Source organism: Rubrivivax gelatinosus (assembly GCF_004340905.1).
Taxonomy (GTDB): Bacteria; Pseudomonadota; Gammaproteobacteria; order Burkholderiales; family Burkholderiaceae_C; genus Rubrivivax; species Rubrivivax gelatinosus.
Genome location: NZ_SLXD01000011.1, coordinates 138,457 through 157,114 on the forward strand (window position 1 = coordinate 138,457; position 18,658 = coordinate 157,114).

At 71.3% G+C, this 18,658-nt stretch carries 21 protein-coding genes and 1 tRNA gene; 10 read left to right on the plus strand and 12 right to left on the minus strand.

The window, feature by feature from the left end; translation table 11 throughout:
* Positions 1–44 precede the first annotated feature (44 nt).
* The 4 genes from EV684_RS17305 to EV684_RS17320 are packed head-to-tail and all read right to left on the minus strand — an operon-like array spanning position 45 to position 2,532.
* Positions 45–464: a DUF2267 domain-containing protein gene (locus tag EV684_RS17305; protein WP_132648544.1), complete on the minus strand. Its 420-nt coding sequence runs from the start codon at positions 462–464 to the stop codon at positions 45–47.
* 10 nt (positions 465–474) lie between these two features.
* The gene (locus EV684_RS17310; RefSeq protein WP_132648545.1) at positions 475–1,122 is read right to left on the minus strand and encodes a hypothetical protein; all 648 of its coding nucleotides are present in this window, start codon (positions 1,120–1,122) and stop codon (positions 475–477) included.
* Positions 1,116–2,039: a biotin--[acetyl-CoA-carboxylase] ligase gene (locus EV684_RS17315; RefSeq protein ID WP_132648546.1), complete on the minus strand. Its 924-nt coding sequence runs from the start codon at positions 2,037–2,039 to the stop codon at positions 1,116–1,118. The genes EV684_RS17310 and EV684_RS17315 overlap by 7 nt, the downstream gene beginning before the upstream one ends.
* Before the next feature lie 4 nt (positions 2,040–2,043).
* Positions 2,044–2,532 carry an SET domain-containing protein gene (locus EV684_RS17320; RefSeq protein ID WP_132648547.1) on the minus strand — a complete coding sequence of 163 codons (489 nt, stop codon included), beginning with the start codon at positions 2,530–2,532 and terminating at the stop codon, positions 2,044–2,046.
* A 100-nt stretch (positions 2,533–2,632) separates the two neighbouring features.
* Here EV684_RS17320 and EV684_RS17325 point away from each other — a divergent pair, with 100 nt between their 5' ends.
* Together EV684_RS17325 and EV684_RS17330 are read left to right on the plus strand one after the other, a co-directional pair.
* Positions 2,633–5,227 (plus strand): DNA topoisomerase III, encoded by a 2,595-nt coding sequence (locus EV684_RS17325; RefSeq protein WP_132648548.1) that lies wholly within the window; start codon positions 2,633–2,635, stop codon positions 5,225–5,227.
* Complete coding sequence (locus EV684_RS17330) at positions 5,224–5,535, plus strand: DUF167 domain-containing protein (protein ID WP_132648549.1); 312 nt, start codon at positions 5,224–5,226, stop codon at positions 5,533–5,535. The genes EV684_RS17325 and EV684_RS17330 overlap by 4 nt, the downstream gene beginning before the upstream one ends.
* Position 5,536: 1 nt before the next feature.
* On the opposite strand, the gene EV684_RS17335 is transcribed toward EV684_RS17330, so the two are convergent.
* A complete protein-coding gene (locus EV684_RS17335; RefSeq protein ID WP_132648550.1) occupies positions 5,537–6,154 on the minus strand; it encodes a LysE/ArgO family amino acid transporter in 618 nt (205 codons plus the stop codon).
* A gap of 92 nt (positions 6,155–6,246) precedes the next feature.
* Between EV684_RS17335 and EV684_RS17340 the strand changes: the two genes are divergently transcribed.
* From EV684_RS17340 to EV684_RS17350, 3 genes are read left to right on the plus strand one after another with little or no spacing between them, the layout of a single operon-like run.
* Complete coding sequence (locus EV684_RS17340; protein WP_132648551.1) at positions 6,247–6,711, plus strand: Lrp/AsnC family transcriptional regulator; 465 nt, start codon at positions 6,247–6,249, stop codon at positions 6,709–6,711.
* A gap of 34 nt (positions 6,712–6,745) precedes the next feature.
* Complete coding sequence (locus tag EV684_RS17345) at positions 6,746–8,029, plus strand: glutamate-5-semialdehyde dehydrogenase (protein WP_132648552.1); 1,284 nt, start codon at positions 6,746–6,748, stop codon at positions 8,027–8,029.
* Positions 8,030–8,033: 4 nt separating this feature from the next.
* On the plus strand, positions 8,034–8,579 hold the full coding sequence (locus tag EV684_RS17350) for a LemA family protein (protein ID WP_132648553.1): 546 nt from the start codon (positions 8,034–8,036) through the stop codon (positions 8,577–8,579).
* A 1-nt stretch (position 8,580) separates the two neighbouring features.
* Here EV684_RS17350 and EV684_RS17355 read toward each other — a convergent pair whose 3' ends face one another.
* Positions 8,581–9,006 (minus strand): BLUF domain-containing protein, encoded by a 426-nt coding sequence (locus EV684_RS17355; RefSeq protein WP_132648554.1) that lies wholly within the window; start codon positions 9,004–9,006, stop codon positions 8,581–8,583.
* 10 nt (positions 9,007–9,016) lie between these two features.
* Positions 9,017–9,694, minus strand: coding sequence for a GTP cyclohydrolase I (gene folE / locus EV684_RS17360; protein ID WP_242478424.1), 678 nt, complete (start codon positions 9,692–9,694; stop codon positions 9,017–9,019).
* Between the two features lie 163 nt (positions 9,695–9,857).
* Here folE and rsmB point away from each other — a divergent pair, with 163 nt between their 5' ends.
* The 5 genes from rsmB (at position 9,858) to EV684_RS17385 (ending at position 14,891) form a co-directional block, all read left to right on the plus strand.
* Positions 9,858–11,195, plus strand: a complete 1,338-nt coding sequence (gene rsmB / locus EV684_RS17365) for a 16S rRNA (cytosine(967)-C(5))-methyltransferase RsmB (RefSeq protein ID WP_375138669.1) — start codon at positions 9,858–9,860, stop codon at positions 11,193–11,195.
* A gap of 19 nt (positions 11,196–11,214) precedes the next feature.
* The gene (locus tag EV684_RS17370; protein ID WP_132648556.1) at positions 11,215–11,793 is read left to right on the plus strand and encodes a DUF4390 domain-containing protein; all 579 of its coding nucleotides are present in this window, start codon (positions 11,215–11,217) and stop codon (positions 11,791–11,793) included.
* Positions 11,790–14,075 carry a sensor histidine kinase gene (locus EV684_RS17375; protein ID WP_132648557.1) on the plus strand — a complete coding sequence of 762 codons (2,286 nt, stop codon included), beginning with the start codon at positions 11,790–11,792 and terminating at the stop codon, positions 14,073–14,075. The genes EV684_RS17370 and EV684_RS17375 overlap by 4 nt, the downstream gene beginning before the upstream one ends.
* Positions 14,076–14,084: 9 nt before the next feature.
* Entirely contained in the window at positions 14,085–14,789 is a 705-nt protein-coding gene (locus EV684_RS17380; RefSeq protein ID WP_132648558.1) for a response regulator, read from the plus strand.
* A gap of 26 nt (positions 14,790–14,815) precedes the next feature.
* Positions 14,816–14,891, plus strand: a tRNA-Phe gene (locus tag EV684_RS17385).
* 138 nt (positions 14,892–15,029) lie between these two features.
* Here EV684_RS17385 and EV684_RS17390 read toward each other — a convergent pair.
* The 5 genes from EV684_RS17390 to EV684_RS17405 form a co-directional block, all read right to left on the minus strand.
* Complete coding sequence (locus EV684_RS17390; RefSeq protein ID WP_132648559.1) at positions 15,030–16,007, minus strand: tyrosine-type recombinase/integrase; 978 nt, start codon at positions 16,005–16,007, stop codon at positions 15,030–15,032.
* 4 nt (positions 16,008–16,011) lie between these two features.
* The gene (locus tag EV684_RS17395; protein ID WP_165908521.1) at positions 16,012–16,257 is read right to left on the minus strand and encodes a DUF4224 domain-containing protein; all 246 of its coding nucleotides are present in this window, start codon (positions 16,255–16,257) and stop codon (positions 16,012–16,014) included.
* Between the two features lie 2 nt (positions 16,258–16,259).
* On the minus strand, positions 16,260–16,514 hold the full coding sequence (locus tag EV684_RS24065) for a hypothetical protein (RefSeq protein WP_165908522.1): 255 nt from the start codon (positions 16,512–16,514) through the stop codon (positions 16,260–16,262).
* 70 nt (positions 16,515–16,584) lie between these two features.
* Positions 16,585–17,037, minus strand: a complete 453-nt coding sequence (locus EV684_RS17400) for a hypothetical protein (protein ID WP_132648561.1) — start codon at positions 17,035–17,037, stop codon at positions 16,585–16,587.
* 53 nt (positions 17,038–17,090) lie between these two features.
* On the minus strand, positions 17,091–18,641 hold the full coding sequence (locus tag EV684_RS17405) for a replication endonuclease (RefSeq protein ID WP_165908523.1): 1,551 nt from the start codon (positions 18,639–18,641) through the stop codon (positions 17,091–17,093).
* Positions 18,642–18,658: the final 17 nt, after the last annotated feature.

The following is an 18,658-nucleotide window of genomic DNA, read 5'->3' on the forward strand; positions in this document are numbered from 1 at the left end:
ACTCGAAGACGGCCCCCACGCGGGGCCGTTTTTCATGGCCGGCTTCAGGCCGCCCAGTAGTCGCGTGCCGGCGGCGGCAGCGCCGCGAGGGCGCGTTGGAAGGCGGAGGGATCGATCTGCTCGCGCAGGGCCCGCGCGACGGCCTCGATCGCGTGATCGGGCGAGAAGTTGTGCTCGCGGCGCACGGCGCGCACCTCGGCCAGCAGTTCGGCGCGGCTACCGAAGGGCGTGGGCGATCGGCGCGGGTCCCAGTCCTCGGTGAACAGTGCCCGCACGACTGGCGGCAGCACCTGGGCGAAGTCGACTGCCTGTTCCAGCGTCAGGTGGTCGCGGAAGGTGTGCAGCACGCCGACCACCATGTTCCAGGCCATGTTGGTCGTCGCCAGGCCGGCGTGGTCGCGCGCGGCGACCAGGAAGCGCTCGAACTGCAGCGTCGGGTTCTGGTACTCGAACGGTGGCGGCATCGCGGCGCTATCAGCGCGCGCAGCGGTGGAAGCGGGTGCCGCCGGGCAGCGCGGTCTCGCCCAGGCGGCCCTGCAGCGTGGCGTCGGCGCGTGCGATGCGCAGCCAGTGCTGCAGCGGTGGCGGCGGCAGCGCGACGGCGCGCGCGGTCTTCACGCCCTTGGCCGACACGGCGGCGAGTGCACGTTCGGCGTCCTCGCGCGAGTCGTGGCGCGACAGCACGAGGCCGGGGGCCAGTTCGGGCGGCGCCTCCAGCGTCTCGTAGGCCACCCGCAGCTTCTGTAGCGCGTCGCTGCGCGCGCGCATCTGGGCCGAGTCGGTGAAACGTCCCATGTAGACCAGCCAGACCGGCGGCTGCTGCAGCTCGCGGCGTTTCCACAGGTCGCCGGGCAGGCCGGCGGCGATCAGTGCCTGCTCGGCACTGGCGACGTCGGCGTCGCTGAACGGGCCGGCCTCGACGCAGGCGACGGTGGCGACAGCGGCGCTGGCGGCCTCCGGGGCGACGAGGCGGATCGTCTCGGGCTGGACCTGGGCCGCCAGCCGAGCCGGTTCGCGCTGGCCGTGCTGAGGTGGCGGCACGACCGGGTCGAGCCAGCCCCGCGCCCAGGCGAAGAACAGCAGGTTGGCGCCGATCAGCAGGGCGGCCAGGGCCCTCAGCATGCGCCGTCCCGCAGGCGCACGCTGACCTCGCCGCTGACCAGCGTGTGCAGCGTGCCGGCGCGCACACGCAGGGCGCCACGTTCGTCGACGCCTTCGGCCACGCCGTGCATCGGCTCGGGCCCGGTGGTCGTCACCGGCATGCCGGCGAGCAGGTCGCGGCGCTCGAAGCCGGCCTGGAAGGCGGCGAAACCCTCGGCCTCGAAGCGCTGCAGCGCGCGGACCAGCGGCGCAGCCACCGCGGCCAGGGCGCGGGGTGCGCTGGCGTCACCGTCCAGCTCCTGCAGGCAGGCGTAGCCGTGCGTCAGGCCCTCGGCCGGCTGCGGCAGCACGTTCAGGCCGACGCCGACGATGCACATGCGGCGCTGGTTGACCGGCACGGTCTCGATCAGGATGCCGCCCAGCTTGCGGCCGCGGCCCGGGCCGTCGAGGATCCACAGGTCGTTGGGCCACTTCAGCCCGATGCGCGGCGGCGCCGTGTCCAGCGCCTCGGCCAGCGCGACGCCGACGGCCAGCGACAGCCCCGACCAGTCGCGCGGCGCCAGCGGCAGCGACAGCGAGAAGGTCAGCGACGCGCCCGGCGTGCCCAGCCAGTCGCGGCCCAGGCGGCCGCGGCCGCCGGTCTGGTGTTCGGCCACCAGCAGGCAGGGCTCGGTGTCGCCTGCGCGGCGGCCGTAGGGCGCGCGCGGCAGCTCGCCGAACACCTTCAGCTCGCCCGGCCGCGTGACCGGGGCGTCGCGCTGCCCGGCCTGGGCGCGGGCACGTTCGATCAGCCGGGTGTTCGTCGAGTCGGTGCGCGCGACGACCTCGACGCTGACGCCGGGCAGCAGCGGCTGCAGCTGCTGCCAGATCTCCTCGGCGCCCCAGCGCAGCGGCGCGCTGCCGCTGGCGTGAAAAGGCGTGGGAACCGGCGCGTCCATCGGGTCAGCGGCGCTTGGGTGCGAGCATCGTGCCGCGGCAGTTCGGGCTGCCGCAATGGCAGGCGTATTCCTTCTTCAGCCTGGCGGTGTAGCGCTCGTCGATCACCAGGCCGTAGTCGTAGAACAGCTCCTCGCCGGGCAGGATGTCGCGCAGCGCGTCGATGAAGACGCGGCCGTCGTCGAGCTGCTGGGCTTCGCAGTTCGGGTCGCAGGCGTGGTTGATCCAGCGCGAGGCGTTGCCGCCGACGTTGGCGTCGATGACGTGGCCGTCGTCGACGTGGAAGTAGAAGGTGTGGTTGGGCTGCGCCGGGTCGTGCGGGTGGCGGCGCAGCGCCTCGGGCCAGCCGATCAGCTCGCCCTTGTATTCGATCAGCCGGGTGCCGGCGGCGATGGCCTGCAGTGCGAACACCCCTTTGCCGTGCACCCCGCTGCGCCGCACCTGGATGCGCCGCGAATCGCTCTTTGGCGCCGCCGGTTGCACGGTCTTCTTCATTGGGTACATTGAAATTACAGGGGCGCGCGCGTGTGTGTGCGTGCGCGCGAAAGACGGCGGATTGTAGGCACGGCTTGCGTCGCCGTGAGCCAAGGCAGACATGACCAAGACTCTCATCATTGCGGAGAAGCCCAGCGTCGCGCAGGACATCGCGCGTGCGCTGACGCCGGTCGCCGGCAAGTTCGAAAAACACGCCGACCATTTCGAGAACGACCAGTACGTCGTCACCTCGGCGGTCGGCCACCTCGTGGAGATCAAGGCCCCCGAGGCCTACGACGTCAAACGCGGCAAGTGGAGCTTCGCCCACCTGCCGGTGGTGCCGCCGCATTTCGAGCTGGCGCCGATCGACAAGTCCAAGTCGCGGCTGTCGGCGGTGGTCAAGCTGGTCAAGCGCAAGGACGTCACCGAGCTCGTCAACGCCTGCGACGCGGGGCGCGAGGGCGAGCTGATCTTTCGCCTGATCGTCCAGTACGCGGCGGCCGGCAAGCCCTTCGCCAAGCCGATCCGCCGCCTGTGGCTGCAGAGCATGACGCCGCAGGCGATCCGCGACGGCTTCGACAAGCTGCGCAGCGACGAGCAGATGCAGGGCCTGGCCGACGCGGCGCGCAGCCGCTCGGAGGCCGACTGGCTCGTCGGCATCAACGGCACGCGCGCGATGACGGCCTTCAACTCGCGCGACGGCGGCTTCTTCCTCACCACGGTGGGCCGGGTGCAGACGCCGACGCTGTCGATCGTCGTCGAGCGCGAGGAGAAGATCCGCAAGCACGTCGCACGCGACTACTGGGAAGTGCGCGCGGCCTTCGACGCCCAGGCCGGGCAGTACGAGGGCAAGTGGTTCGACCCGAAGTGGAAGAAGAACCCGGACGACGCGGAAGCACGCGCCGACCGCCTGTGGAACGAGGCCGATGCCCAGGCCATCGCCGCCGCCGTGCGCGGCCAGCCGGCCACCGTCACCGAGGAGGCCAAGCCCAGCTCGCAGAGCAGCCCGCTGCTGTACGACCTGACGACGCTGCAGCGCGAGGCCAACTCGCGTTTCGGCTTCTCGGCCAAGACCACGCTGTCGATCGCCCAGGCGCTGTACGAGAAGCACAAGGTGCTGACCTACCCGCGGACCGACTCGCGCGCGCTGCCCGAGGACTACGTCGACGTTGTCAAGCAGACCTTCTCGATGCTGGCCGACGAAGACCTGCCGGGCCCGCTGGCGCTGCTGTCGCAGCACGCGCGCAAGGGGCTGGCTGCGGGCTACGTGAAGCCGACCAAGCGTGTCTTCGACAACACCAAGGTCTCGGACCACTTCGCCATCATCCCGACGCTGCAGGCCCCGAAGAGCCTGACCGAGATCGAGGCCAAGCTCTACGACCTGGTCGTCAAGCGTTTCATCGCCGTGTTCTATCCGGCGGCCGAGTACATGGTCACGACGCGCATCAGCAAGGTCGCCGTGGCCGAGGCGACGCACCACTTCCAGACCAACGGCAAGGTGCTGGTCAACCCGGGCTGGCTGGCCGTCTACGGCAAGGAAGCCCAGGACGAGGACGCCAACCTCGTGCCGGTGACGCAGGGCGAGACCGTGCGCACCGAGGGCGTGGACGTCAAGCAGCTGAAGACCAAGCCGCCGGCGCGCTACACCGAGGCGACGCTGCTGTCGGCGATGGAAGGCGCGGGCAAGCTGATCGACGACGACGAGCTGCGCCAGGCGATGGCCGAGAAGGGCCTGGGCACGCCGGCGACACGCGCCGCGATCATCGAAGGCCTGATCCTCGAGAAGTACATGCTGCGCGAAGGCCGCGAGCTGCAGCCCACCGCCAAGGCCTTCCAGCTGATGACGCTGCTGCGCGGCCTGGCGATCGAGGATCTGACCAAGCCCGAGCTGACCGGCAACTGGGAGTACCAGCTGTCGCAGATGGAGCACGGCAAGCTCAGCCGCGAGCGCTTCATGGCCGAGATCGCCAAGATGGCCGAGCGCATCGTCAAGAAGGCCAAGGAGTACGACCGCGACACGATTCCCGGCGACTACGCGACGCTGGCCACGCCGTGTCCGAACTGCGGCGGCGTGGTCAAGGAGAACTACCGCCGCTTCGCCTGCACCGGCGCCGCCGGTTCGCCCGAAGGCAGCGGCTGCGGCTTCAGCATCACCAAGCTGCCGGCCGGCCGCACCTTCGAGCTCGCCGAGGCCGACGCCCTGCTGCGCGACAAGCGCCTGGGGCCGCTGGAAGGCTTCCGCTCCAAGGCCGGCTGGCCGTTCAGCGCCGAGCTGCGCATCGTGCGCGACGAGGAGATCGGCAACTGGAAGCTGGAGTTCGACTTCGGCGACGACGACAAACCCGGGGAGGGCGAGGCCGAGGAGGTGGACTTCAGCGGCCGCCAGAGCCTGGGCCCGTGCCCGAAATGCCGCGGCCACGTCTACGAACACGGCACGAGCTACGTCTGCGAGCACACCGTCGGCGCGCACGCGACCTGCGACTTCAAGAGCGGCGCCGTGATCCTGCAGCAGCCGGTGACGCATGAGGAGATGACCCGCCTGCTGACCACCGGCCGCACCAAGCTGCTGGAGGACTTCGTCTCGAACAAGACCAAACGCAAGTTCAAGGCCTTCCTCGTCTACGACACCAAGGAAGGCAAGGTCGGCTTCGAGTTCGAGCCGCGTGCCGCACGGCCGCCGGCGAAGAAGGCGCCGGCGCGCAAGACCGCGGCGTGAACGACGCGCCGCCGTGCCTGAGCGTGGCCGGCGCGGCGGCCAGCCGGCTGCGCGTGGCGGTCGTGCCCAACGCGCGCCGCACCGGCGCCGACGGGCTGCACGACGGCGCGCTGCGGGTGCGCCTGAACGCGCCGCCGGTCGACGGCAAGGCCAACGACACGCTCCTCGCCTGGCTGGCCGACGAACTGGACCTGCCCAAACGTGCGGTGCGGCTGACCCACGGCCAGACCGGGCGGCGCAAGACGATCGAACTCGACGCCGCGCCCGATGCCGTCGCGGCCTGGCTCCAGCGCGTGCTCGCCGCCTGAGTCAGCGCAGCAGCGCCACCAGCTGCCAGAGTGCGAAGCCGGCCAGCAGCGCGGCCGACACGAGGTTGACCCGGTGCTGCCAGCGCGCGTCGAAGCGTGTGCGCAGACTGCCGACGGCGCCGGCGAGGATGAACCACCACAGCGCCGAGCCGGCGGCGACGCCGGCCACCATCACCCAGGGCGAGGCGACCGCGCTGCGGCCGGCCAGCGCGCCGAAGACGGCGATGAAGGACAGGATCGTCGTCGGGTTGGCCAGCGTCAGCACGAAGGTGCCGGCGAAGAGCCGCGTCAGCGGTGCCCGTTCGCCGGGGCCGCCTGCGCGCCGCGCCGGCGGCTGGCGCGCGATGCGCCAGGCCATCCACAGCAGCAGCGCCGAGCCGCCGCCGGCCAGCAGCGTGCGCTGCTCGACGAGAAAGGCGATCAGCGCCGTGACGCCGAAGGCGCCGACGGCGCCGTAGATCGCGTCGGCGACCGCCGCGCCCAGCCCGGTGGCGATGCCGGCGGCGGCGCCGTACTGCAGCGTGCGCTGGATCGCCAACAGGCCGATCTGGCCCACCGGCGCGGCGATCGACAGGCCGATCGTGGCGGATTGCAGGAAGAGGGTGAGTTGAGCGTCCACGGCTTCATTGTGCGAAGCCTTTGGCGGTGGATCCAGGCGATTATTCAGGCAATATTGTTGCGGCTGACTAAAATTTCAGGCCAAACTGCCGCATGACTGAAAACGTGCTCGACGACAAAGCCTGGAAGCTGCTGCTCGCGCTGCAGCGCGACGGCCGTGCCCCGCTGAAGGTGCTGGCCGAGGCCGCCGGGCTGTCGATCCCGGCGACGGCCGAACGCCTGAAGCGGCTGCAGGACGCCGGCGTCGTGCGCGGCGTCGTCGCCGACCTCGACGCGGCCCGTGCGGGTTACACGGTGCGTGCGATCGTCGGCCTCACCGTCGCCGGCCAGGCGGCGAAGAAGGCTTTCCTCGAGCAGATCGGCCGCGCCGCCGAGGTGCTGGAATGCCACCACGTCGCCGGCGCCGACTCCTATCTTCTGACCGTCGTCGCCGCCGACCTGCCGGCGCTGGAGGCCTTTCTCGGCTCGATCAACGCCTGGGGTGAGACGCGCACCCAGATCGTCTTCTCGACGCCGATCCCGCGCCGCGGCCTGGTGCCGCCGGGCACGCTGCGCTGAAAGCCCGCCGGGGCGGATGCGGGACAATCCCGCCATGAACCCGATCGACGACATCGCCGCCTACATGGACCGCGTCGGCGCCGCCGCGCGTGCCGCCTCCACCGCGATGGCGCGTGCCGGCTCCGCCGCCAAGGACGACGCGCTGCGCCGCCTGGCCGCCGCGCTGCGCACGAAGCTCGGCCCGCTGCAGCAGGCCAACGAACTCGACCTCGCCGCCGCGCGCGCCGCCGGGCTGGCCGAGCCGATGGTCGACCGGCTCAAGCTCACGGCCAAGGTCGTCGAGACGGTCGCCGAAGGCTGCGAGCAGATCGCCGCGATGCCCGACCCGATCGGCGAGATCGGCGAGCTGCGCCGCCGCCCGAGCGGCATCTCGGTGGGCCGCATGCGCGTGCCGCTGGGCGTCTTCGGCATGATCTACGAGAGCCGCCCGAACGTGACGATCGAGGCCGCGTCGCTGGCGATCAAGAGCGGCAACGCCTGCATCCTGCGTGGCGGCTCGGAGGCGCTGCATTCCAACCTCGCGCTGTGGACGCTGGTGCAGGCGGCGCTGGTCGAAGCCGGCCTGCCGGCCGACGCGGTGCAGCTCGTCGAGACCACCGACCGCGCCGCGGTCGGCCGGCTGATCACGATGCCGCAGCACGTCGACGTCGTCATCCCGCGCGGCGGCAAGAGCCTGATCGAACGCATCGCCGCCGAGGCGCGGGTGCCGGTCATCAAGCACCTGGACGGCAACTGCCACGTCTATGTCGACGCCGAGGTCGACCTGGAGCAGGCGGTCACCGTCACCGACAACGCCAAGACGCAGAAATACAGCCCCTGCAACGCGACCGAGTCGCTGCTGGTGCACGAGGCGCAGGCCCGGGCCTTCCTGCCGCGCATCGGTGCCGTCTTCGCCGCCAAGGGTGTCGAGATGCGCTGCTGCCCGGCGGCCAAGGCGATCCTCGCCGCCGTGCCCGGCGCCCGCGTCGTCGACGCGACCGAGGCCGACTGGGGCACCGAGTACCTGGCGCCGGTCATCAGCGTCAAGGTCGTGACCAGCCTCGACGAGGCCATCGCCCACGTCAACCGCCACGGCTCGCACCACACCGACACGATCCTGACGACGAACCACCCGAACGCGATGCGTTTCCTGCGCGAGGTCGACTCGGCCAGCGTGATGGTCAACGCCAGCACGCGTTTCGCCGACGGCTTCGAGTACGGTCTGGGCGCCGAGATCGGCATCTCGACCGACAAGTTCCACGCCCGCGGCCCGGTCGGCCTGGACGGGCTGACCTCGCTGAAGTGGATCGTGCTCGGCCAGGGCGAGATCCGGCGCTGACGCCGTGTCCTCCGGTCAGATCCTCGTGCTGGCCCTGGCGGCCGTGCTCGTGTTCTGGATGGTCGGTGCCTACAACCGGCTGATGGCGCTGCGCACGGCCATCGGCGCGGCCTGGCAGCAGGTGGCCGAGGCGCTGGCGCGCCGCGGCGAGGCCGCGCGCATGCTGGCCCAGGCGCTGCGTGAACCGATGGCCGGCGAGGCCAAGGCGCTGGACGCGCTGCTGGCCGCCGAGGCCCAGGTGCGCGAGGCTGCCGAGGCGCTGGGCGCGCGCCCGGTGCGGCTGGAGGCCGCGCTGGTGCTGGTCAAGGGCGAGGCGGCGATGGGCGCCGCCGCCAGCCGCGTGCTGGCGCTGCTGGAGCAGCACCCGCTGCTGAAGGTGGAGCCGTCGATTGCCGAGCAGGCCGTGGTGCTGGCCGACGGCGGCTCGCGCCTGGCTTTCGCGCGCCAGCGTTTCAACGAGGCCGGCGCCGCCTACGACGAGGCGATCGCCGAGTTCCCGACGCGGCTCTTGATCCGGCTGTACCGCTTCGGGCCGGCCGGGCGGCTCTGACTCAGGACTGGCCGACGATGGCCGCGGTGGCCACCAGTTCGTCGAACAGCGCCTTGCTGACCTGGCCCGAGACCGCGTAGGGGTCCAGCGTCGCGGTCTCCGAGTACTTCAGCAGCAGCGCCGGGTTCAGCCGCGCGACGCTGACCTGGCCCATCGACCAGCCGGCGAAACGGCGTTCGCCGATCTCCTCGTAGCTGAGGATCTCGACCTCGGTGTGCCGCGGGTCGCCGACGATGCGTGCGTACAGGCGGTTGACGGCGCTGCGGCCGCCTTCGAGCACCTGCACGAAGATGCCGTCGGAGTAGCAGAGCACCCCGGTGATGCCCAGCGCCGGGTTCTGCGCGCGCGAGGCGCGCAGGATGGACTGCAGCTCCTCGGGGTCCAGCGCCGGCACGGCGCGGCTGACGTACATGAGGCGGACGAGCATCGCGGGCCTTTCAGTCTTGCTTGCGCGGCAGCAGCGAGAGGAATTCGCGCCGCAGGTTCGGATCCTTCAGGAACGCGCCGCGCATCACGCTGTTGACCATCGCGCTGTCGGTGTCCTTGACGCCGCGCCAGTGCATGCAGAAGTGGTCGGCTTCCATCACGATGGCCAGGCCGTCGGGGCGCACACGCTCCTGCAGTTCGTTGGCGAGCATGGTCACCGCCTCCTCCTGGATCTGCGGCCGGCTCATGATCCAGTCGGTGATGCGGGCGTACTTGGACAGCCCGATCAGGTTGCTGTGCTCGTTGGGCAGCAGGCCGATCCAGACCTTGCCGAAGATCGGGCACAGGTGGTGGCTGCAGGCGCTGCGCACGGTGATCGGGCCGACGATCATCAGCTCGTTCAGGCGCTCGGCGTTCGGGAACTCGGTCACCGAGGGCATCGGGTGGAAGCGGCCGCGGAAGACCTCGTCGATGTACATCTTGGCCACCCGCTTGGCCGTCTCCTGCGTGTTGTGGTCGCTCTCGGTGTCGATGACCAGCGCGCGCAGCAGCTCCTCGACCTTGGCCTGGACTTCCTTCTTCAGCTCGGGCAGCTCGCCCTCGCGCACGAAGTCGGCGATGTTGTCGTTGGCGTGGAAGCGCTTGTCGGCGCAGACCAGGCGGTAGCGGATGCGCTCGGACACCGGCATCGAGGCCAGTTCCTCCTCGCTGCGCAGCAGGCGCGTCGGCGCGGGATCCAGGGGCAGGACGGTCTTGGCCATGGGAAGAGGCGGGCCGGTCGGCCGGTGGCGAAGGGACTCGGTATTGTGCGGCGCGCTTCGCCGGCGTGCAGGCTCCGCTTAGACTGCCCTGGTGACCACTCCGACTTCGTCCGTGCCGCTGTCGCGGCTGCTCGACCTGACCGCCGACGCCGTGCTCGCGGTGCGCCAGGGCCGCTCCCTGACCGACGTGCTGGCACGCGTGGCGCCGGATGCGCGCCCCGGCGTGCAGGCGCTCACTTTCCACGTGATGCGCTGGCTGGGCAGCGCCGGCGAGGTGCGTGCGCTCGTCGCGCCGAAGACCCCGCCGCCCAACGTCGAGTCGCTGCTGCTCACCGCGCTGGCATTGCTCTGGCCCACCGGCGAGGCGCCGCCCTACGCCGACCACACGCTCGTGGACCAGGCGGTGAACGCGGCACGCCAGCGCACGCCGGTGGCCGCCGGTTTCATCAACGCCGTGCTGCGCCGTTTCGTGCGCGAGCGCGACAAGCTCGCCGCGTCGGCGCGCCACCAGCCGCTGGGTGCCTTCAACCATCCGCTGTGGTGGATCGAACGCGTGCGCCACGACTGGCCCACGCAGTGGCAGGCGCTGCTGGAGGCGGCCAACCTGCACCCGCCGTTCACGCTGCGCGTCAACCGCCGGCGCGGCAGCGGCGAGGCCTATGTCCAGCGCCTGGCCGCGCAGGGCCGCGCCGCCAGCCTGGTCGATGACCCGCCGCTGCTGGGGCAGGCCGTCGTGCTGGCCGAGCCCTGCCCGGTGACGCAGCTGCCCGGTTTCGCCGAGGGCGAGGTCTCGGTGCAGGACGCGGCCGCCCAGCGCGCCGCGCCGCTGCTGGTCGGCGCCGGGCTGCCGGCCGGCGCGCGTGTGCTCGACGCCTGCGCCGCGCCGGGCGGCAAGACCGCGCACCTGCTGGAGCTCGCCGACCTGGATCTGCTGGCGCTGGACAGCGATCCGGCGCGCCTGGTGCGCGTGCAGGAGAACCTGCATCGCCTGCAACTGCAGGCCCAGGTGCGCGCCGGCGATGCACGCGACACCGCCGCCTGGTGGGACGGCCGCCCCTTCGACGCCATCCTGCTCGACGCGCCCTGCAGTGCCGCGGGCATCGTGCGCCGCCATCCCGACGTGCGCTGGTTGCGCCGCCCCGACGACATCACCGCGCTGGCGCGGCTGCAGGCCGAGATGCTGGACGCGCTGTGGCCGCTGCTGGCGCCGGGCGGGCGCCTGGTCTATGCCACCTGCTCGCTGTTCCGCAGCGAAGGCGCCGAGCAGATCGACGCGTTTTTGCAACGTCACGGCGACGCCGGCGCGAGCCTGGATCCGCTGTCGCCGGGGCACCTGCTGCCGCTGGCCGACAATTCGCCGCAACCGTCGGGGCCCGCGCGCCGCGCGCTGCACGACGGCTTCTACTACGCCCTGATCCACAAGGCCTGACGCCCGCGTCCCACCCGTCATGCGATCGCCGCCGGTCCGCCGAAGACTGCTGCAGGGCCTGGGGCTGTGGCTCGTGCTCGGCTGGATGGCGCTGGCCGGCGTGGCCGCCAATGCCCAGGGCGTCGAGCTGATCCAGCTGCAGACCGGCCGCAACGAAGGCGCGCTGACGCTGGAGTTCGCCGCCCGCGTGACCCTGCCCAAGGCGGTCGAGGACGCGATGATGCGTGGCGTTCCGGTCTATTTCGTCGCCCAGGCGACGCTGCGCCGCGACCGCTGGTACTGGCGCGACGAGCGCATCGCGCGTGTCTCGCGCAACTGGCGCGTCGTCTACCAGGCGCTCACCTCCAGCTGGCGCGTCGGCCTGGGCGGCCTGAACCAGACCTACCCCACGCTGGCCGAGGCGATGGCGGCGGTCACGCGCAGCGCCGGCTGGCGCATCGCCGACCTGTCGCAGCTGGAGTCCGACAAGGACTACTACATCGAGTTCAGCTGGCGGCTGGACACCAGCCAGCTGCCCAGCCCGATGCAGATCGGCCTGGGTGGCCAGGCCGACTGGGCCATCGGCGCGGAGCGCGAGTTGCCGGTCGAGCTGCCATGAGCCGCGGGGCACGCTGGATCTGGATCGTCGCGATGGTCGCGGGCACGGGCGCCGCGCAGGTGCTGGCCTTCGTGCTGTCGCTGTCGACGGCCGGCGGCGGTTTCTACGAGCGCCACTTCGTCTGGCTCTTCTGGGTCAACGTGGCGGTCGCCGGGCTGCTGCTGCTGGTCATCGGCATCGCTTCGGTGCGGCTGGTGCTGCGGCTCAAGCGAGGCAAGTTCGGCAGCAAGCTGCTGATCAAGCTGGCCGGCATCTTCGCGCTCGTCGGCGTGCTGCCCGGGCTGGTGATCTACACCGTCTCGTACCAGTTCGTCTCGCGCAGCATCGACGCCTGGTTCGACGTCAAGGTGGCCGGCGCGCTGGACGCCGGGCTGTCGCTGGGCAAGACGACGCTGGACGCGCTGCAGGCCGACGTCGGCGCGCGCGCACGGCTGGCGGCCGAACGCCTGGGCGACACACGAACGCCCTCGCCGCTGACGCTGGAGCGGCTGCGCGAGCAGCTCGGCGCACGCGAGCTGGCGCTGCTCGGGCACTCGGGGCAGATCCTGGCGACGGCCGGCGTCGCGCCGGGCGCCACGCCGCCGGAGCGGCCTTCGACGACGCTGCTGCGCCAGGCGCGTTCGCTCGGCTGGGCGAGCCAGATCGAGGGCCTGGACGAGGAGGCGCTTTCCGCCGGCGAGCAGACCGCGCCGCGCGTGCGCGCGCTGGCGCTGCTGCCCGACGCCAGCATCCGCCTGGCGCCTGGCGACGACCGCTTCCTGATGGTGATGCAGCCGCTGCCGCGCAAGCTGGCGCTGGACGCGCTGGCCGTGCAGGCCGCGCACGGCGAGTACCAGCAGCGCGCGCTGGCGCGCGACAGCCTGTCGCGCATGTACATCGGCACGCTGACGCTGGCGCTGATCCTGGCCGTCTTCGGCGCGGTGCTGCTCGCCATCCTGCTGGGCAACCAGCTGGCGCGGCCGCTGCTGCTGCTGGCCGACGGCGTGCGCCAGGTGGCCGCCGGCGACCTCAAGCCCAAGCCGGTGTTCGCCTCGGGCGACGAACTCGGCGGCCTGACGCGTTCGTTTGCCGACATGACGGCGCAGCTGGCCGACGCGCGCGAGCAGGTGCAGCGCGGCGTCGCCCAGCTCGAAGGCGCACGCACGCGGCTGCAGACCATCCTGGACACGCTGACCGCCGGGGTCATCGTCTTCGACCGCGAGGGCTGCATCGACACCGTGAACCCGGGCGCCACGCGCATCCTCGGGCTGCCGGTGGCGGCCTGGCGCGGCCGCCACCTGGGCGAGCTGCCCGAGCTGGAGGCCTTCGCGCGCAGCGTCGAGCAGCGCTACGAGCAGCTCGCCGACCGCGCCGAAGCCGGCGGCGACCACTGGCAGGACGCCTTCGAGCTGGCGCGCCCCGAAGGCGTGACGCTGACGCTGCTGGTGCGCGGTGCGCCACTGCCCGGCGAGCAGCGGCTGATGGTGTTCGACGACATCACCGAGGTCGTCTCGGCGCAGCGCTCGCAGGCCTGGGCCGAGGTGGCGCGCCGGCTGGCGCACGAGATCAAGAACCCGCTGACGCCGATCCAGCTGTCGGCCGAACGCCTGCAGCACCGGCTGGAGAGCAAGCTCGAAGGCGCCGACCAGGCGCTGCTGCTGCGCTCGGTGGCGACCATCGTCGCCCAGGTCGACGCGATGCAGCGCCTGGTCAACGAGTTCCGCGACTACGCCCGGCTGCCGGCCGCGCAGATGAAGCCGCTGGACCTGAACGCGCTGGCCAACGAGGTGCTGGCGCTGTACGGGCAGGCGCACGACCGCGGCCAGATCGTCGTGCGTCTGGCCGAGCCGCTGCCGCGCATCCAGGGCGACGCGACGCAGCTGCGCCAGGTGATCCACAACCTGGTGCAGAACGCGCTCGACGCGGTTGCCGACCAGCCCGATGGCCGCGTCGAGATCGGCACCGCGCGTTCGGTGGGCGAGAGCGGCGAGCTGCGTTCGGTGCGCCTGTTCGTGCAGGACAACGGCCCGGGTTTCCCGGAGAAGGTGCTCAAGCGCGCCTTCGAGCCCTACGTGACGACCAAGGCCAAGGGCACCGGTCTCGGGCTGGCCGTCGTGAAGAAGATCGCCGACGAACACCACGCGAGACTGCGGGTCGTCAATCTGCATTCGGACGAAGGGCCGCAATCGCCGCTTGGCGGGGCCCGAGTTTCGCTATCATTTTCAGTACTCGCACCTGCGCCCAACCCCGAGGCCGACGACGGTCCGGCCACGGCATCCGGTGACGCAACGCAGGTGCATTGACCTCAGCGCATGGCAACGATTCTGGTAGTGGACGACGAGCTGGGCATTCGCGCCCTGCTTTCGGAGATCCTCAGCGACGAAGGCCACACGGTCGAACTCGCGGAGAACGCGGCCCAGGCACGCCAGGTGCGCGAGTCATTGCGCCCCGACCTCGTGCTGCTGGACATCTGGATGCCCGACGTCGACGGCATCTCGCTGCTCAAGGAGTGGGGCTCGTCGGGTCTGCTGACGATGCCGGTCATCATGATGAGCGGCCACGGCACGATCGACACCGCGGTGGAGGCCACCAAACACGGCGCCGTCGCCTTCCTCGAGAAGCCGATCACGCTGCAGAAGCTGCTGCGTGCCGTCGAGCAGGCGCTGGTGCGTCCGGGGCAGCGCCTGGCGGCGGCCGCGCCTGCGGCGCCCGGGGCCCGTGACGCGCTGCCCGCGTCGCGGCCTTACGTCAACGGCAACCCCGGCAGCGCCGCGGTGCTTCCCGCCGCCGCGCCGGTGCCCACCGGCCCGCGTCCCGAGCAGAGCTTCGACCTCGACCGCCCGCTGCGCGAGGCGCGCGACGCCTTCGAGAAGAGCTATTTCGAGTTCCACCTCGCCAAGGAAGGCGGCTCGATGACGCGTGTGGCCGAGAAGACCGGCCTGGAGCGCACCCACCTGTACCGCAAGCTCAAGCAGCTGGGCGTCGATCTCACGCGCAACAAGCGTGGCGCTTCCTGAAACCTGTGCTATAGTCGCGGGCTCTTGGCCTGGTAGCTCAGTTGGTAGAGCAGCGGATTGAAAATCCGCGTGTCGGTGGTTCGATTCCGCCCCAGGCCACCAGGTTTTCATAGGAAGCCCCGCTCGGTTAGCCGGTCGGGGCTTTTCTACAACTGGCGCCGCCGTTCTACAAACCTGGTCTGTTCGCGCCCACCGATGAACAGCCGCTGACCAGGTGTCGGGCCGTGGTGCGCGCCCGCCTCAGCGCAGCGGCTGCACCAGTTCACCCTTCCGCTTCCTCACGTAGTGCTCGGTCATGCCGCGGTTCTTGTGGCCGAGAAGCTGCTGCGCGTGCGCCAGGTTCCCGGTGTCGGTTGCCGCCTTCGCGCGGATATCGCGGAACTGGAACGACACGCCGGCCAGGCGTCGGGCAGCATCGAAGCGCGAGCGCATGGCTCCCACGCTCAGCGGCTGGCCGTCGTCGTCTTGGATCAGGAACGCGCTGTAGCGCACCCTCGGCCGCTTGGTGATGCGTTCGATAACCGCCTGCAGCTCCCCGGCGATCTGGATGGCCCGCTTCACGCCGGTCTTGTTCTGCTCGACGTGCAGCGCTCCATCGCGGATGTCGTCACGCCGCAGCTTCAGCACGTCGGCCGGCCGCTGGCCGGTGAGTAGCGCCAGGTCCATCGCATCGCGCAGGGTCGGGTGAGCCGCTGCGCGCACGGCTGCGAACTCGTCGTCGGTGACGTACCGATCGCGCCCGGCTTCCCTGAAGCCCTTCACGCCCTGGCAGGGGTTGGGCGCGTCGGTGTAGCCCCACTCCCGGGCCTTGTTGAACACGTGGCTCAGCAGCGCCTTTTCCCGGTTCGCTCGGGCCTTGGCCGACTGCCCGCGCACGTCGAGGTACTGGCGCACGTGGAACGGCTTGATGGCGTCGATCAGCACGTCGCCGAAGACGGCGATCAGCTTGTCGAGTTCCTTGAGGTTGTCGCTCTGCGTGCGGGGCGCCTTGGTCGGGATCACCTCGCGGGTGTAGCGGGCCGCGACGACGCGGAACAGCCGCGCCTCGGGCTCCGGCTCGGTGCCTTCGATGCGTGCCCAGGCGATCAGCGCCTGCAGGCGATCGGTGCCCAGCGGGGTCCACTTCCGCGGCGCCGTCGTCGTCACGTGGTAGTACCGGCCGCCCTTGACCTGCAGGCCGCGCGGCAGCCCCTTGTTGACGGTGCGTTTGCGTCCCATGGGGTCAGCGCCTGTTCAGGGCGGCGAAGTTCGGTTGCGCGGCGCGCGCCGCGGCGTCGACGGCCGCAGCCGTCGCCATCGAGCCGGCGCCGACGCGGGCCGCGAAGTACTCGCGCGCGACCCGCGGTTGCCGGCTGTTCGTGAGGGCGTAGCGCCAGTGGTGCTGGTCGAGCCAGCGAGCCTGGCCGCGAGCCGACCGGAAGCCGGTCAGCTCCTGCAGCTCGGCGGCGGAAAGGAACAGGCCGGCCATGTTCATGCTCCGGCGCCTGCGCCTGCGCCAGCGATGCGGCTGCGCCAGGTGGCGCCAGCCTTGGTCTGGCCGTGGCGGCGCTGCCATCGCAGGGCCTGCGGCTGAACGGTCAGCAGTGCGGCATAGCGCTGCAGCCGGCGCACGTTGTGCATCAGCCTGAGGCAGGGGTAGACGCGGAACTCGCGGCGCGCTCTGGCGCCCGGCTTGGCCGGGACACGGGTCTTGAACTGGCTGGTGAAACTCTTTCGCGGTTTCATGGTGGAACTCCCGTACGTACGAGGGTGGAACTTGGTTCAGCGTTGGTTTTCCCGCGGTCGCACCGTGGTGCTACCGCGGTGTGCCGGCGGTTGCGCGGGCGGCATCGGCCGGCGCCTGGCCGGCGCCTGAGTGGCGTTCACCAGGCGGATGCACGAGCACCAGGCGCGGCCCGGGGGCGTGCGATTCGAGGGTCGGGGCGTTGGCCGATCCGAAGTCGGCCAAGCCGGTCAGCCAGGCGAGCTGGGCGTGCAGCCGGTCAACTTCGCGCTGCAGGGCGACGGCGATGCTGGCGTGCAGCCGGGACGCGTTGACTGCATCGGCGTCGACTGCGCTCTGACCCCAGCGCGTCAGCCAGAACAGGGCCAGCAGGACCGGCCGCGGGGCTTCATCGAGCGCACGCCATTTCTTCGCGACGCGCTCGGTGACGCCGAACGCTCGCGCCAGCTCAGCGGTCGACGGTGAGCCGATGTCGCCGAGCATCACGCTCAGCGGCGGCAGGTAGGAGGGAAGGCGGTTCAGCATGGCGGTGTGGGTTCGTGGTGTGGCGGTGGTTCTTGCGGTCCCGGCGCGGCCGGCTAAGCTGCTGGCCTGCTCGATCTCCACTCGGCACGTGTCGCCCCGGGTAGCGGTGCCCGGGGCGGCACACCTCTCCCCCTCGCCCCCTCCGACCAACTGCCCCCGGGCTCCCGGGCGGGCGCCGCCGTGGGCGGAAAAAGGCCTGTGAAATCAAGGCCTGCGCAGTTATTGAATCGAGTCCAAGGGGGCTCAGCGGCCGGCGTCGCGTGCTGCGGTTGCCGCGGTTGGATGCGCCAGGTGTCGACGCGCGTGATGACGTCGACAGGGCGCGCCAGGTCTGCGGCGTGCACGCGCAGCCCTTCGATGGCGCGCGTCGTCTCGTCGCGGTAGCGGGTGCTCGGCCGGGCGGCGTAGAGGACGCTGAAGCGCATCCCGTGGGCCTCGCAGGCCGACAGCCAGGCGGCGTAGTCGTTGGCCTTGCAGGCGGCGTGTGCGGCCGGCAGTGCGGCCCCAGGCAGGCCGGCGGCGTCGACGCGGAACAGCTCGCGCGTCGGCGTGATCGGGGGCACACCGAAGAACTGGAACTGTCGGACGCCCCACAAGCGCGCCCAGGCGACGCGCCGGGCTGCGCCGTCGCGGCCGTCGCCGCCGTGTTCGTCGTCGCCGTCCAGGCCTTCGCCGTCGATGCTCTTGGACACGTACTTCGCCACGTAGGCGAGAGCGCTGCCCTTCTCCGGGTCGATGTGCTCGACGACGAATCGGCGCTCGGCGGCGCCGGGCTCGTTGGGTGAGTCGGCCATGGCGTAGCTGCGCAGCACGCCGAGCAGCGCTTCGGCGTCGGCCGGCGCCGTGAACATCAGCACGTGCCAGTGCGGGCATGCGTCGTGGTGAGGCTCGACGACACGCAGGCCGTAGGGCGCGAGCCCTTGGTGCGCCGCGGCGCGCAGGCTGCGGCGCCACACGCGGTTCAGGTAGGTCTGCACCTGGCGCGGCGTCGTGCCGTCGTGGGTGGGGTTGGCCTGGCCGCTGCGGTGCTGGCGGGCGTGCATCCGGCTCGGGGCCGTGATGGTCACGAACAGGCCGACATGGCCGCGTGCCTTGGCCTGGGCTTCGATGCCCTTGATGCGGACCATCATCGCCCTGCGGCGGTTGGACGGGTTCGCCTGGCTGGCGGCGACCAGCTCATCGAGCGGCCGAACCTCGCCGGTGCTTTCGTTCACCGCCTCCATCGAGGCCAGCATCTGGGCATTCCGCGAGCGCTGGCGGTGGAATCGCTTCAGCGCCTTGTCGGAGACGCAGGGGGACGCATGGTTGTGCACCGCGCCGCGGTGGATCTGCAGCAGCTCGACGGTCTGGAACCGCTTCCGCAGCGCGCGGCGCCACCAGGCAGCGTCACGCATCCGGTTCACCTGGCGATCGAGCTGGCGGTGTGCCGGCAGCGCGATGCGGTGGCGGCGGGCGATGTCCCGCAGCGTGCGCCGGATGGCTTCTTCGGGCGTCTGCTTGAGGTTCCAGAGTTCGGCCAGGCGCTCGACCTGGCCGGCTGCTCGGCGCGCCGTGTCGTCTATCGCTGGCTCGCTGACGTCGAAGGCCTCGGCCAGCGTCTCCAACGTGTGGGGCTGGCGGC

Excerpts from the sequence above, each read along its gene's own strand:
- EV684_RS17305 (WP_132648544.1), bottom strand. The coding sequence starts at position 464 with ATGCCGCCACCGTTCGAGTACCAGAACCCGACGCTGCAGTTCGAGCGC.
- EV684_RS17310 (WP_132648545.1), bottom strand. The coding sequence starts at position 1,122 with ATGCTGAGGGCCCTGGCCGCCCTGCTGATCGGCGCCAACCTGCTGTTC.
- EV684_RS17315 (WP_132648546.1), bottom strand. The coding sequence starts at position 2,039 with ATGGACGCGCCGGTTCCCACGCCTTTTCACGCCAGCGGCAGCGCGCCG.
- EV684_RS17320 (WP_132648547.1), bottom strand. The coding sequence starts at position 2,532 with ATGAAGAAGACCGTGCAACCGGCGGCGCCAAAGAGCGATTCGCGGCGC.
- EV684_RS17325 (WP_132648548.1), top strand. The coding sequence starts at position 2,633 with ATGACCAAGACTCTCATCATTGCGGAGAAGCCCAGCGTCGCGCAGGAC.
- EV684_RS17340 (WP_132648551.1), top strand. The coding sequence starts at position 6,247 with ATGACTGAAAACGTGCTCGACGACAAAGCCTGGAAGCTGCTGCTCGCG.
- EV684_RS17345 (WP_132648552.1), top strand. The coding sequence starts at position 6,746 with ATGAACCCGATCGACGACATCGCCGCCTACATGGACCGCGTCGGCGCC.
- EV684_RS17355 (WP_132648554.1), bottom strand. The coding sequence starts at position 9,006 with ATGCTCGTCCGCCTCATGTACGTCAGCCGCGCCGTGCCGGCGCTGGAC.
- folE (WP_242478424.1), bottom strand. The coding sequence starts at position 9,694 with ATGCCGGTGTCCGAGCGCATCCGCTACCGCCTGGTCTGCGCCGACAAG.
- EV684_RS17370 (WP_132648556.1), top strand. The coding sequence starts at position 11,215 with ATGCGATCGCCGCCGGTCCGCCGAAGACTGCTGCAGGGCCTGGGGCTG.
- EV684_RS17375 (WP_132648557.1), top strand. The coding sequence starts at position 11,790 with ATGAGCCGCGGGGCACGCTGGATCTGGATCGTCGCGATGGTCGCGGGC.
- EV684_RS17380 (WP_132648558.1), top strand. The coding sequence starts at position 14,085 with ATGGCAACGATTCTGGTAGTGGACGACGAGCTGGGCATTCGCGCCCTG.
- EV684_RS17390 (WP_132648559.1), bottom strand. The coding sequence starts at position 16,007 with ATGGGACGCAAACGCACCGTCAACAAGGGGCTGCCGCGCGGCCTGCAG.
- EV684_RS17395 (WP_165908521.1), bottom strand. The coding sequence starts at position 16,257 with ATGGCCGGCCTGTTCCTTTCCGCCGCCGAGCTGCAGGAGCTGACCGGC.
- EV684_RS24065 (WP_165908522.1), bottom strand. The coding sequence starts at position 16,514 with ATGAAACCGCGAAAGAGTTTCACCAGCCAGTTCAAGACCCGTGTCCCG.
- EV684_RS17400 (WP_132648561.1), bottom strand. The coding sequence starts at position 17,037 with ATGCTGAACCGCCTTCCCTCCTACCTGCCGCCGCTGAGCGTGATGCTC.